The organism is Streptomyces resistomycificus (assembly GCF_001514265.1).
GTDB lineage: Bacteria > Actinomycetota > Actinomycetes > Streptomycetales > Streptomycetaceae > Streptomyces > Streptomyces resistomycificus.
On the sequence record NZ_KQ948990.1, the window covers coordinates 800676 to 813492 of the forward strand.

Below are 12817 nucleotides of genomic sequence, written 5' to 3' on the forward strand. Positions count from 1 at the left end.
CCGCCCACTCCCCCTTGCCGCCTAGGCTCCGGACGCCGGACGGGCACGGCCGGGGGGAGTGGCATATGGAGGCGGTACCACCACGGGCACGTGTGTACGTGGCCTGTGTGGTCCTGGGCGCCCTGTGCTGTCTGCTTCCGCTGCCGAACCCGCGTGCGTCCTGGTGGGCGGTGCTGCTGCTCGCCGTGCTGTACGGCGTCTGTGAGCGGGTCGGCGCCCGGTGGCGCTTCGCCGGCACGTTCTACCCCGTGCTCCTCGCCGGGGCCTTTCTGCTGTCCCCACCCGCCGCCGCGCTGGTCGCGCTGCCCGGAGCGCTGCTGTCCCCGGTCGAGCAGCGACCACGCCTGCTGCGCCGGCTCTGGCGGTCGGCGCAGCTCGTCGTCGCCGTCTGGGCGGCCGCGCGGGTGCACCGGGCGCTCGGCGGGCGGGACGCCGTCGACGCCGCCGACTTCCCCTACGCGCTCGCCCCCGCCGGGGCCGCGGTACTGACGTTCTGCCTGGTGCTGACCGTGCTCGACGGGGGGATCCTGGCGTTCGCCGAGAAGGTGCCGGCGCGACGGGCCTGGCGCGGCCTGTTCGTACGGTCGCTCCCGCCGGGTGTCGTGCACGGGCTCGCCGGGCTGATGATGGCCGTGCTGTGGCGCAGCCGGTACGGGCCCGTCGCCGCTCTGCTGGTGCTGCTGCCAATGTGCGTGTCCTGGTGGGTGTTCGCCCAGTACCACCGGGAACGGACCGCGCACCAGGCGACGATCCGGGCGCTCGTGCAGGCCGTCGACATCAAGGACGGGTACACCCGCGGGCACAGCGAGCGGGTCGGGCAGGCGTCGATGATGATCGCGCGTGAGCTGGGGATGGACGAGGGCCGGGTCGAGGTCCTGCGCTTCGCCGGGATCCTGCACGACGTGGGCAAGCTCGGGGTCCCGACGCGGTTGCTGCGCAAGGACGGGCCGCTGACCGCCGAGGAACGGCGGGTGATCGAGCTGCATCCCGAGTACGGGCACGAGATGGTGCGCGGGATCTCCTTCCTCGGCGAGGCCCGGGCGGCCGTGCTGCACCACCACGAGCGGCTGGACGGGAGCGGGTACCCCTACGGGCTGGCCGGGGCGCAGATCCCGGAGTCGGCCCGGGTGGTGGCGGTGGCGGACGCGTTCGACGCGATGACGTCCACGCGGGCCTACCGCCGGGCCCGGCCCGTCGCCGTGGCCCTGGAGGAACTGGAGCGGTGCGCGGGCGCGCAGTTCGACCCCGTCATGGTGCGGGCGTTGGTCGGCGCGCTGCGACGGTACGGGTGGCATCCGGCGGTGACCGCCGACGGCGTCCCGTCGCCCTGCCCCGCTCCGCCGCACTCGCCGCCCTCCAGCCGGGCAGGAGGGCACCCCAACAGCGTCGGCCGGAGGGCCCCATGACCTCGTCGCCCCGCCCGAAGCGCCCGAAGCACCCGGCGTGCCCGCCCCCCCCTCTCCTGCTCGTCCTCGTCCACACCGCCGCCGCCCTCCTCGCCGCCGCCGCCCTCCTCGCCACCCTCCGGACCGGCCTCGACGAGCGCGGCACCGCCCTCGCCTTCGGCCTGCTGGTCACCGTCGGTGAGCTCGCCCGGTGGACCGGGGCGCAGGTCAGGGAGGCCGCGCCGCTCGCGGCCGCCGGGGCGCTGTCGTACGCCCTGCTGGGGGCCGACGCCGGGGAGCCGAGCCGGCACGGGGCCGCGCAGGTGATCGCCGTGGTCGTGGGCGCCGCCCTCCTCGGCGCCGTTCCGCACATCGCGCGGGGGCAGCGCGGCCTGCTCGACCATCTCGCCCGACGGGTGCTCACGGTCGGGTTCGCCGCCGTCTGTTTCCAACCCCTCCATCTCCAGGGGACGTTCAGCCGCTGGGGCGGGCCCGCCCAGGCCCTGCTGCTGCTCGCGCTGCTCGCCCTGACCGCGCTGTGCGACGCCGTGCTCGCCGCCGCGCTGGCGCACTCCCGGACCAGGTGGCCCTTCGGTCCCTTGCTGCGCGACGAGCTGCGGGCGCTGCTGGGGATCGGGTCCGCCGTGTGCGCGACGGGGGCCGTGATGGCGCTCGCGGTCGCCGTCGCGGGCCTGTGGGCGCTGCCGGTGTTCTGCCTGCCCCTGCTGCTCACCCAGCTGTCCTTCCGGCGGTACGCGGCCGTCCGGGCCACCTACCGGCAGACCATCGCCTCCCTCGCCCGGGCCACCGAGATCGCCGGGTACACCCCGGCCGGGCACGCCCGCCGGGTCGCCGCGCTCGGGCAGGCCGTCGGGCGGGATCTGGGGCTCAGCGAGCCGGAGCTGACCGTGCTGGAGTACGCGGCCCTGATGCACGACATCGGGCAGTTGAGCCTCGTCGATCCGGTGCCGGCGGGCGCCACGGCCGGGCTGCCCGCCCAGGAGCAGCGCCGGATCGCACTGCTCGGCGGGGCCGTCGTACGGCAGACCGGGGTGAACGCGCAGGTGGCGATGGTCGTGGAGCGGCAGGCCGACCCCTGGCCGGAGCAGCCGGTCGCCGCCCGCGTGGTGCGGGCTGTCAACGCGTACGAGGAGAAGGCCCGGGACGCCGGTCCCGGCGGGCCGCTCAAGGCCCTGGAGGAGCTGCGGCTGGCGACCGCGGAGGAGTACGCGCCGGAGGTCGTGGAGGCGCTGGCGCGTGTCCTGTCACGGGACTGTCTGACCCTGCCCGCGGCTGGGTAACCCATGGGTAATGAGCGCCCTTCCAGCCGCACGTGGTTGGATGCGATGGAGAGGGTGTCCGGGGGCACAGCCAGCCCACTCCACGGAACTGGCAGGCGGGAATCGTGAGGATCTTCGGCAAGGGACGGCACCGGCCCTCCGCCTCCTGGCGGCAGGCCACCGACCGTGCGTTCACGCTGATCGGGGACGGTCGGTACGAGGACGCGGGGGCGCTGCTGACACGCGCCGCCGACCTGGAGCCGTGGCTGTCCGAGTCCTGGTTCAACCTCGCCCTGCTGCACAAGTTCCGGCACGACTGGGAGCAGGCGCGGGCGGCCGGTCTGCGGGCCGTGGCCCTGCTGGACCGGGAGACCGGCGCACCTGACTGGTGGAACGTGGGCATCGCGGCCACCGCCCTGCAGGACTGGCCGCTGGCGCGGCGGGCCTGGCAGGCGTACGGGCTGCGGGTGCCCGGCGGCGCCACCGCCTCCGGCGAGCCCGTCGGCATGGACCTCGGCAGCGCGGCCGTACGGCTGTCGCCCGAGGGCGAGGCCGAGGTGGTGTGGGGGCGCAGGCTGGACCCCGCCCGGATCGAGGTGCTGTCCATTCCGCTTCCCTCGTCCGGGCGACGCTGGGGCGAGGTCGTCCTGCACGACGGAGTGCCCCACGGGGAGCGGACCACCGCCGCCGGGCACTCCTATCCGGTGTTCGACGAGATCGAGCTGTGGGCGCCGTCGCCGGTGCCGACGTGGGTCGTGCTGCTGGAGGCGGCCACCGAGGTCGACCGGGACGCCTTGGAGCAGCTGGCGGCCGACGCCGGCTTCGCCGCGGAGGACTGGTCCTCGTCCGTACGGCTGCTGTGCCGGATGTGCTCCGAGTCCCGGATGCCGTCCGACGAGGGTGACGGCGAGCATCTCGACCCGCACGACCACAGTGAGCCGGGGCATCCGGGGCCGCTCGGCCACCGGACGGACGGGCAGCTGTGGGTGCCGGAGCGGGAGTGCGGGGTGGCCGCGCCCGCTTCGCTGGTGCGGGGGCTGCTGGACGGGTGGGTCGCGGACAGTCCGGATTCCCGCGACTGGCGGGACCTGGAAGAGGTCTGCTGAGCCGTCCTCGCCCGACCGCTCCCCTTAGGCTGTACTCGCAGAATTTCTCATGGTTGCAGGAAGGCGTACGTCGGTCATGGCGCAGCAGGACACCGATCAGCAGCACGCGGGCGTGCTCCCCGTGGACGACGAGGGCTTCGTCATCGACACCGAGGAGACGGAGGAGCGCGAGAACGCCTGGCGTGAGCGCGGCACCTCGCGGCCGATCACGGTGGTGGGCAACCCGGTGCTGCACAAGGAGTGCAAGGACGTCACCGAGTTCGGTGCGGAGCTGGACCAGCTGGTCGCGGACATGTTCGCCTCGCAGCGCACCGCCGAGGGCGTGGGCCTGGCCGCCAACCAGATCGGTGTCGACCTGAAGGTCTTCGTCTACGACTGCATGGACGACGAGGGCAGGCGGCACGTGGGCGTGGTCTGCAACCCGAAGGTCGTCGACCTGCCCGCCGACCGGCGCCGGCTGGATGACAGCAACGAGGGCTGTCTGTCGGTGCCCACCGCGTACGCGCCGCTCGCCCGTCCGGACTACGCCGAGGTGACCGGGCAGGACGAGAAGGGGAACCCGGTCAAGGTGCGTGGCACCGGCTACTTCGCTCGGTGTTTGCAGCACGAGACCGACCACCTGTACGGCTACCTCTACATCGACCGGCTCTCCAAGCGGGAGCGCAAGGACGCGCTGCGGCAGATGGCCGAGAACGAGCCCCGCTACCCCGTGGTCGCCAACGACTGACCCCGCGGGGACCTCACCACTTCCGTACGTACGGCGTCTGTTCCGGAGAACCCTCCAGAACAGGCGCCGTTCGTCTGTGTGCCGCACGTGCGACGGCCTGTGGTCTGCCGATGATCCAGAACAAGTCACGCAGGGGGGAGGATCTCAGCACTGTGGGGTAGTGAATGAAGCAAATCCGTTCCCAGAACGGTCAGTTGTAGGGCTGAATGGGAAGTGCGGGGATACGCAACGGCGCACGCCCGGCACAACGGGAGAGGTGCGTGCGCCAACTGGCGGCTGGAAGGGGTTTGTTCGTGCCTGCTTTCCCACACAGCACCACATCGACACCGACGGCGATCGCGGTTCCACCAGCGCTCTTCCTGCCGGTGGTCGAGACAGCGTTTCCCAGGCAACTGCACCCGTATTGGCCCAGGCTCCAGGAGAACACCCGAACCTGGCTTCTGGAAAAACGGCTCATGCCGGCGGACAAGGTGGAGGAATATGCCGACGGACTTTGCTACACCGACCTCATGGCGGGGTACTACATCGGCGCCACCGACGAGGTCCTCCAGGCGATAGCGGACTACAGCGCGTGGTTCTTCGTCTGGGACGACCGCCACGACCGTGACATCGTGCACCGCCGCCCGGCCGCCTGGCGGCGGCTGAGGTCTTGCCTGCACGCGGCGCTCGACTCCCCGCGGACCCATCTGCACCACGAGGACCCGCTGGTCGCCGGGTTCGCGGACAGCGTGGTCCGGCTGTACTCGTTCCTGCCGCGGACGTGGAACCTCCGGTTCGCCCGTCACTTCCACCAGGTGATCGAGGCGTACGACAGGGAATTCCACAACCGCACCGAAGGCGTGGTCCCCACCGTCGAGGAATACCTCGCGCTGAGGCGGTTCACCTTCGCCCACTGGATCTGGACCGACCTGCTGGAGCCGACCGCCGGCCGTGAACTCCCGGACCGGGTAAGGAAACACCCGGCATATCGGCGGGCGGCTCTGCTCAGTCAGGAGTTCGCCGCCTGGTACAACGACCTGTGTTCGCTCCCCAAGGAATTGGCGGGAGACGAGGTGCACAATCTCGGAATCAGCCTCATCAAGCACGAGGGGCTGACGCTGGAGGAGGCGGTCAACGAAGTCAGGCGACGGGTCGAGAAATGCGTGTCGGATTTCCTCGTCGCCGAGAAGGACGCCTTGCGTTTCGCCGACGACCTTGCTGACGGAACGGTATCCGGAAAGGAACTGAGCGCCGCCGTGCAAGCCTGCGTCTGCAATATGCGGAACTGGTTCAGCACCGTCTACTGGTTCCACCACGAGTCCGGCCGATACATGGTCGACAGCTGGGACGACCGGTCCACGCCCCCGTACGTCAACAACGAAGCGGCAGGTGAGAAATGACCGTCGAATCTGTGAAGCCCGCGACGCCCGAGGCGCGGGAGCTGCGTGAGCCGCCCCTGGCGGGCGGCGGCGTCCCGGTCCTGGGCCACGGCTGGCGGCTGGCACGCGACCCGCTCAGCTTCATGGCCCGGCTGCGCGACCACGGCGAGGTCGTCCGGCTCAGGCTCGGCCCCAAGACGGTGTACGCCGTCACCAGCCCCGCGCTGACCGGGGCCATGGCGCTGAGCACCGACTTCATCATCGCCGGCCCGCTGTGGGAGTCGCTGGAGGGACTGCTCGGCAAGGAGGGCGTGGCCACCGCCAACGGGCCCCAGCACCGGCGCCAGCGGCGCACCATCCAGCCCGCCTTCCGGCTCGACGCCATCCCTGCGTACGGGCCGATCATGGAGGAGGAGGCACATGCCCTGACCGAGCGCTGGAAGCCCGGCGAGACCATCGACTGCACCTCCGAGTCGTTCCGCGTCGCCGTGCGCATCGCGGCCCGCTGCCTGCTGCGCGGCGACTTCATGGACGAGCGGGCCGAGCGGCTGTGCATCGCCCTCGCCACCGTCTTCCGCGGCATGTACCGGCGGATGGTGATACCCGCGGGGCCGCTCTACCGACTGCCGCTCCCGGCCAATCGGCAATTCAACCGGGCACTGGCCGATTTGCATCTCCTCGTCGACGAGATCGTCGCCGAGCGAAGGGCATCTGGTCAAAAGCCGGACGATTTGCTGACGGCATTGCTGGAGGCCAAGGACGACAATGGCGACCCCATCGGGGAACAGGAGATCCACGACCAGGTCGTCGCCATACTCACGCCCGGAAGCGAAACCGTCGCGTCCACGATCATGTGGCTGCTCCAGGTCCTCGCGGAACACCCGGAACACGCGGACAGGGTGTGTGCGGAAGTCGAATCCGTGACCGGTGGGCGGCCGGTGGCATTCGACGACGTACGTACGCTCAGCCACACGAACAATGTCGTCGTCGAGGCCATGCGTTTGCGGCCCGCCGTCTGGATTCTGACGCGCCGGGCGGTGCGTGACACCGAACTCGGCGGGTATCGCATTCCGGCCGGTGCCGACATCGTGTACAGCCCGTACGCGATCCAGCGTGACGGCCGCTCCTATGCGGACAACCTGGCGTTCGACCCCGACCGCTGGCTTCCGGACCGGGTCAAGGACGTGCCGAAATTCGCCATGAGCCCCTTCAGCGTCGGGAACCGCAAGTGCCCCAGCGACCACTTCTCGATGGCCCAGCTGACCCTCGTCACGGCGGCACTGGCGGCGAAGTACCGCTTCGAGCAGGTGCCCGGCTCCGACGACGCGACCCGGGTCGGCATCACGCTGCGCCCCCAGCGGCTGCTGCTGAAGCCGGTGCCCCGGTGAGAGGTCAGGCCGCCTCGGGGCCCCGGAAGGTGCGTCGGTAGGCGTTCGGGGTGGTGCCCACCGCGCGGACGAACTGGTGGCGCAGCGCGGCCGCGTTGCCGAACCCCGTTCGACCGGCGATCGCGTCCACCGTCTCGTCCGTCGCCTCCAGCAACCGCTGGGCCAGCAGCACACGTTGGCGCAAAATCCAGCGGTACGGGGTCGTCCCCGTCTCCTGCTGGAAGCGGCGGGCGAAGGTGCGCGGTGACATGTGGGCACGGTCGGCGAGCTGCTCCACGGTGACCTCCTCGTCGAGGTGCTCCTCCATCCACACCAGCACCTCGCCGACCGTGTCGCACTGCGAGCGGGGCAGCGGCCGCTCGATGTACTGGGCCTGGCCGCCGTCCCGGTGCGGTGGCACGACCATCCGCCGGGCGATCTTGTTGGCGACCTCGGGTCCCTGCTCCTTGCGCACGATGTGCAGACAGGCGTCGATGCCCGCGGCGGTCCCTGCCGAGGTGATCACCGGGTCCTCGTCGACGTACAGCACGTCCGGCTCGATGATCGCCCGCGGGCTGCGGCGGGCCAGCTCGTCGGCCTGCCGCCAGTGCACACTGCATCGCCGGCCGTCGAGCAGGCCGGCGGCGCCGAGCACGAAGACTCCGGAGCAGACGCTGAGCACCCGGGCACCGCGGTCGACCGCTTCGACCAGGGCGTCGAGGAGGTCGGGCGGGTAGCTCCGGGTCGTGTAGTCGCGCCCGGCCGGCAGGGCGATCAGGTCGGCCTCCTCCAGCCGGTCGAGGCCGTAAGGCGTGGAGACGGTGAGTCCGCCGACATGGGTGCCGAGCGAGGGGCCCTCCGCCGAGACGACCGCGAAGTCGTAGGTCGGCAGGCCCTCGTCGCTGCGGTCGATGCCGAAGACCTCGCACACGACGCCGAGTTCGAAGGGATGCACGCCGTCCAGCAGGACCGCGGCCACGTTTTCCAGCATGCCTCCAGTGTGCCTCCCTCGTGGCAGGAAATCGAGGGTCTGCGGCAGTCCTGCCACTGTTTGTAAGGAGTGTCAGGCGCGACAGTGGTGTCCATGAACGCGACACAGATGCAGGGACTCATCGGAATGCTGGCCGTCCTCGGACTCCTGGTGCTCATGGTCACCCCCGCGGTGATCGGCATCCTCCACGAGCGACGCGTCGACCGTCAGATCAAGGAGGCGCAGAATCAGCGCTCGTCCGGGCGCCGCATGGCCCGCGCGGCCTGAAGGCGGACCCGTACGACTCCGTCCGGACCTCGTGTGTAGCCTCTCCTCACCATCAGGGGAGGACCATGAGAGACAGAGCGCGCTCAGGGCGCGGCAGAACCTGGGCCGTGGCGGGCGGGGCCGCGGCCCTCGTACTCGTGACGGCGACCGGCGCCCACGCGGAGGGGCGGGGTGACGTCAGGGTCACCCAGATCGTGGTCAACGGCGGGAACAACGTCGTCGTCGGCACGTCGAAGACCGTCAAGTACAAGATCGCCGTGACGATCAAGGACGACTCGGGCGTCAAGGGGATCACGGACGTCAGCACGTTCAACACGTCCAACGGCTACGGCTTCGTCACCTGGGACGGCGACTCGACCTGCGTGAAGAAGTCCTCGACGACGTCGGTGTGCACCGCCACCATGACGGTCGATCCCGGCTGGATTCCCGACAGCGACGACATCGACTCCAACAGGGTGGCCGGTGTCTGGCAGGTCAACGCCACCGTCAAGGCGAACGACGGAGACTACTGGATCTCCGACCACATCGCCGAGTACAAGGTCAAACGGGCCTCGAGGCTGACCACCGACGCGACCCCCGAGCCGGTCGCCAAGGGGGCGCAGCTCACCGTCAACGGCAAGCTGACCCGCGCCAACTGGGAGAACCTGGAGTACCACGGGTTCACCGGGCAGTCGGTCAAGTTGCAGTACCGCCCCGCCGGGGGCGCCCACTACAGCACGGTCAAGACCGTGAAGACGGGCACCCACGGCAGGCTCAGCACCAAGGTGACCGTCACCAAGGCGGGCAGCTGGCGCTGGTACTTCCCCGGCACGACGACGACCGCGAGGATCGTGTCGGCCGGGGACGCGGTAGTCCTGAAGTAGCCGGCGGGTCAGAAGTCCTCGTCCAGGTCGACGGTGCCCTCCACCGCGACCTGGTACGCCGACGGGCGCCGCTCGAAGAAGTTGGTCAGTTCCTGGACGCCCTGGAGCTCCATGAAGGAGAACGGGTTCTCCGAGCCGTACAGCGGGGCGAAGCCGAGGCGTGTCAGGCGCTGGTCGGCGACACACTCCAGGTACTGGCGCATGGAGTCGGTGTTCATACCCGGCAGACCCTCGCCGCACAGGTCGCGCGCGAACTGGAGCTCCGCCTCGACGGCCTCCCTCAGCATGTCGGTGACCTGCTGCTGGAGCAGGTCGTCGAACAGCTCCGGCTCCTCCTTGCGGACGGTGTCGACCACCTCGAAGGCGAAGCTCATGTGCATCGTCTCGTCACGGAACACCCAGTTGGTGCCGGTGGCGAGGCCGTGCAGCAGACCCCGGCTGCGGAACCAGTAGACGTACGCGAAGGCACCGTAGAAGAACAGGCCCTCGATGCACGCGGCGAAGCAGATCAGGTTGAGCAGGAAGCGGCGGCGGTCGGCCTGGGTCTCCAGACGGTCCAGCTTCTCCACCTCGTTGATCCACTTGAAGCAGAACCCGGCCTTCTCGCGGATGGACGGGATGCTCTCCACCGCGTCGAAGGCGGCCGCCCGGTCCTCCGGGTCGGGGAGGTAGGTGTCCAGCAGGGTCAGATAGAACTGGACGTGGACGGCCTCCTCGAAGAGCTGGCGCGACAGATACAGGCGCGCCTCCGGGGAGTTGATGTGCTTGTACAGCGTCAGCACGAGGTTGTTCGCCACGATCGAGTCGCCGGTCGCGAAGAAGGCGACCAGCCGGCCGATCATGTGCTGCTCGCCCTGCGACAGCTTCGCGAGGTCGGCGACGTCGGAGTGGAGGTCGACCTCCTCGACGGTCCAGGTGTTCTTGATGGCGTCCCGGTAGCGCTCGTAGAAGTCCGGGTAGCGCATGGGGCGGAGCGTCAGCTCGAAGCCCGGGTCGAGCAGGTTCTGGGTGGTGGGCATTACTGGCAGGCCTCGCAGGACTCGGGGTTTTCCAGGGAGCAGGCGACGGCTTCCTCGTCGTCGGGAGCCGTCTGGACGGGGACGGTGGCTTGGGCCTGTGCCGCGCGGGCGATGCGGGTCGCCGGGCGCGAGCGCAGGTAGTACGTCGTCTTCAGGCCCTGCTTCCAGGCGTACGCGTACATCGAGGAGAGCTTGCCGATCGTCGGCGTCTCCAGGAACAGGTTCAGGGACTGGGACTGGTCCAGGAACGGCGTCCGGGCCGCCGCCATGTCGATCAGTCCGCGCTGCGGGATCTCCCACGCCGTGCGGTACAGGGCCCGTACCTCCGCCGGGATCCAGGCGAAGTCCTGCACCGAGCCGTTGGAGTCACGCAGCGCCTCACGGGTGCGGGCGTCCCAGACGCCCAGCTCCTTGAGCTCCCGCACCAGGTACGAGTTGACCTGGAGGAACTCCCCGGACAGCGTCTCCCGCTTGAACAGGTTGGACACCTGCGGCTCGATGCACTCGTACACGCCGGCGATCGAGGCGATGGTGGCGGTCGGCGCGATGGCCAGCAGCAGCGAGTTGCGCATCCCGGTCGTGGCGATCCGCTCGCGCAGGGCCGCCCAGCGCTCCGGCCAGGTGAGCTCGACGTCGTAGTGGTCGGGGTGCAGGACACCCTTGGCCGTACGGGTCTTCTCCCAGGCCGGCAGTGGGCCGTTGCGCTCGGCCAGGTCGGCGGAGGCCTCGTACGCGGCGAGCATGATGCGCTCGGCGACCCGGGTGGACAGGGCCTTCGCCTCCGGGGAGTCGAAGGGCAGCCGCAGCTTGAAGAAGACGTCCTGCAGACCCATCGCGCCGAGACCGACGGGACGCCACCTGGAGTTGGAGCGGCCCGCCTGCTCGGTCGGGTAGAAGTTGATGTCGACGACCCGGTCGAGGAACGTGACCGCGGTGCGGACGGTCTCGTCCAGCCGCTGCCAGTCGATGTCCCCGGCCGCCGTGTCGACGAACGCGCCGAGGTTGACCGAACCGAGGTTGCAGACCGCCGTCTCCCCGTCGTCCGTGACCTCCAGGATCTCCGTGCAGAGGTTCGAGGAGTGGACGACGTGGCCCGGCTCGGCCGTCTGGTTGGCGGTGCGGTTGGCGGCGTCCTTGAAGGTCATCCAGCCGTTGCCGGTCTGCGCCAGGGTGCGCATCATGCGGCCGTACAGGTCGCGCGCCGGGATGGTCTTCCTCGCGAGTCCGTCCGCCTCGGCCCTGCGGTAGGCCGCGTCGAACTCCGCGCCCCACAGGTCGACCAGCTCGGGCACGTCGGCCGGGGAGAACAGCGACCACTGCGCGTCGGCGTTCACCCGGCGCATGAACTCGTCCGGGATCCAGTGCGCGAGGTTGAGGTTGTGCGTACGGCGGGCGTCCTCACCCGTGTTGTCGCGCAGTTCCAGGAACTCCTCGATGTCGGAGTGCCAGGTCTCCAGGTACACCGCGGCGGCGCCCTTGCGACGGCCGCCCTGGTTCACGGCGGCGACCGAGGCGTCGAGGGTCTTCAGGAACGGGACGATGCCGTTGGAGTGCCCGTTGGTGCCGCGGATCAGCGAACCGCGGGAGCGGATGCGGGAGTAGGCGATGCCGATGCCGCCCGCGTGCTTGGAGAGCCGGGCGACCTGGTGGTAGCGGTCGTAGATGGAGTCCAGCTCGTCCTTCGGGGAGTCGAGGAGGTAGCAGGACGACATCTGGGGGTGGCGGGTGCCGGAGTTGAAGAGGGTGGGGGAGGAGGGGAGGTAGTCGAGGCGGCTCATGAGGCCGTAGAGGGCCGCGACTTCGTCCAGCGCGCGCGACGTGTCGTCCTCCGCCAGGCCGCAGGCGACCCGCAGCATGAAGTGCTGGGGCGTCTCGATCACGCGCCGGGTGATGGGGTGCCGGAGCAGATAGCGGCTGTGCAGGGTGCGCAGGCCGAAGTATCCGAAGCGGTCGTCGGCGTGCGGGTCGACCAGGGCGTTCAGGCGCTCGGCGTGGACCCGCACGAACTCGGCCGTACGGTCGGCGACCAGGCCCTCGCGGTGGCCCACGGAGACGGAGTCCGTGAAGGAGGTGACGCCCTGGGAGGCGGCCTCGGCGCGGACACTGATCGTCAGCAGACGGGCGGCGAGCCGCGAGTAGGCGGGGTCCTCGGAGATGAGGCCGGCGGCCGCCTCCGTGGCCAGCTCGCGCAGTTCCGTCTCGTCGGCCCGGGCGGACCGGCCGCGCAGCGCGGCGGCGGCGACCCGGCCCGGGTCGGCCTCGGGGAGGTCGACGGTCAGCTCGGTCAAGGTCCGCAGCAGCGCGGTCCCGGGGCCGTCGGTCTCCACCTCGGCGGCCTCGACGACCTCGATGGCTGAAGCCGGGTCTGCTGGCGCGATGGTCACGTGGGGCTCTCCCTCGCTCGGCACGGGGGCCTCAAGGAGGGCAGGGGGCAGCACACGAGCGCGCACGGCG

General features: G+C 70.5%; 11 protein-coding genes. 8 read left to right on the top strand and 3 right to left on the bottom strand.

Features of this window, described 5'->3' with window-relative positions:
* Positions 1-65 precede the first annotated feature (65 nt).
* The 6 genes from AQJ84_RS13630 to AQJ84_RS13655 all read left to right on the top strand — a co-directional run bounded on the left by AQJ84_RS13630 (position 66) and on the right by AQJ84_RS13655 (position 7244).
* Complete coding sequence (locus AQJ84_RS13630) at positions 66-1406, top strand: HD-GYP domain-containing protein (RefSeq protein WP_030038245.1); 1341 nt, start codon at positions 66-68, stop codon at positions 1404-1406.
* Entirely contained in the window at positions 1403-2686 is a 1284-nt protein-coding gene (locus tag AQJ84_RS13635; RefSeq protein WP_051869579.1) for an HD-GYP domain-containing protein, read from the top strand. The genes AQJ84_RS13630 and AQJ84_RS13635 overlap by 4 nt, the downstream gene beginning before the upstream one ends.
* Positions 2687-2790: 104 nt before the next feature.
* Positions 2791-3771 carry a tetratricopeptide repeat protein gene (locus AQJ84_RS13640; protein ID WP_030038243.1) on the top strand — a complete coding sequence of 327 codons (981 nt, stop codon included), beginning with the start codon at positions 2791-2793 and terminating at the stop codon, positions 3769-3771.
* Positions 3772-3847: 76 nt separating this feature from the next.
* Positions 3848-4498, top strand: coding sequence for a peptide deformylase (def, locus tag AQJ84_RS13645; protein ID WP_030038242.1), 651 nt, complete (start codon positions 3848-3850; stop codon positions 4496-4498).
* Between the two features lie 293 nt (positions 4499-4791).
* Positions 4792-5877: an epi-isozizaene synthase gene (gene cyc1, locus AQJ84_RS13650; RefSeq protein WP_107082674.1), complete on the top strand. Its 1086-nt coding sequence runs from the start codon at positions 4792-4794 to the stop codon at positions 5875-5877.
* Positions 5874-7244, top strand: coding sequence for a bifunctional albaflavenone monooxygenase/terpene synthase (locus AQJ84_RS13655; protein ID WP_030038240.1), 1371 nt, complete (start codon positions 5874-5876; stop codon positions 7242-7244). Before cyc1 ends, AQJ84_RS13655 begins: the two co-directional genes overlap by 4 nt.
* A gap of 4 nt (positions 7245-7248) precedes the next feature.
* Here AQJ84_RS13655 and AQJ84_RS13660 read toward each other — a convergent pair whose 3' ends face one another.
* Positions 7249-8214: a helix-turn-helix domain-containing protein gene (locus AQJ84_RS13660; protein ID WP_053190852.1), complete on the bottom strand. Its 966-nt coding sequence runs from the start codon at positions 8212-8214 to the stop codon at positions 7249-7251.
* 93 nt (positions 8215-8307) lie between these two features.
* Between AQJ84_RS13660 and AQJ84_RS43045 the strand changes: the two genes are divergently transcribed.
* Positions 8308-8481, top strand: a complete 174-nt coding sequence (locus tag AQJ84_RS43045) for a hypothetical protein (RefSeq protein ID WP_157874939.1) — start codon at positions 8308-8310, stop codon at positions 8479-8481.
* Positions 8482-8546: 65 nt separating this feature from the next.
* Complete coding sequence (locus AQJ84_RS13665) at positions 8547-9344, top strand: hypothetical protein (protein WP_225877124.1); 798 nt, start codon at positions 8547-8549, stop codon at positions 9342-9344.
* Between the two features lie 8 nt (positions 9345-9352).
* Here the strand turns inward: AQJ84_RS13665 and AQJ84_RS13670 are convergent, their stop codons facing one another.
* A complete protein-coding gene (locus tag AQJ84_RS13670) occupies positions 9353-10363 on the bottom strand; it encodes a ribonucleotide-diphosphate reductase subunit beta (protein WP_030038237.1) in 1011 nt (336 codons plus the stop codon).
* Positions 10363-12747 carry a ribonucleoside-diphosphate reductase subunit alpha gene (locus AQJ84_RS13675; protein WP_030038236.1) on the bottom strand — a complete coding sequence of 795 codons (2385 nt, stop codon included), beginning with the start codon at positions 12745-12747 and terminating at the stop codon, positions 10363-10365. The genes AQJ84_RS13670 and AQJ84_RS13675 overlap by 1 nt, the downstream gene beginning before the upstream one ends.
* Between the last annotated feature and the right edge of the window lie 70 nt (positions 12748-12817).

What these genes read in the sequence shown, in the direction of transcription:
- AQJ84_RS13630 (WP_030038245.1), top strand. Translation starts at nt 66, where the DNA reads ATGGAGGCGGTACCACCACGGGCACGTGTGTACGTGGCCTGTGTGGTC.
- AQJ84_RS13655 (WP_030038240.1), top strand. Translation starts at nt 5,874, where the DNA reads ATGACCGTCGAATCTGTGAAGCCCGCGACGCCCGAGGCGCGGGAGCTG.
- AQJ84_RS43045 (WP_157874939.1), top strand. Translation starts at nt 8,308, where the DNA reads ATGAACGCGACACAGATGCAGGGACTCATCGGAATGCTGGCCGTCCTC.
- AQJ84_RS13635 (WP_051869579.1), top strand. Translation starts at nt 1,403, where the DNA reads ATGACCTCGTCGCCCCGCCCGAAGCGCCCGAAGCACCCGGCGTGCCCG.
- AQJ84_RS13670 (WP_030038237.1), bottom strand. Translation starts at nt 10,363, where the DNA reads ATGCCCACCACCCAGAACCTGCTCGACCCGGGCTTCGAGCTGACGCTC.
- def (WP_030038242.1), top strand. Translation starts at nt 3,848, where the DNA reads ATGGCGCAGCAGGACACCGATCAGCAGCACGCGGGCGTGCTCCCCGTG.
- AQJ84_RS13660 (WP_053190852.1), bottom strand. Translation starts at nt 8,214, where the DNA reads ATGCTGGAAAACGTGGCCGCGGTCCTGCTGGACGGCGTGCATCCCTTC.
- AQJ84_RS13665 (WP_225877124.1), top strand. Translation starts at nt 8,547, where the DNA reads ATGAGAGACAGAGCGCGCTCAGGGCGCGGCAGAACCTGGGCCGTGGCG.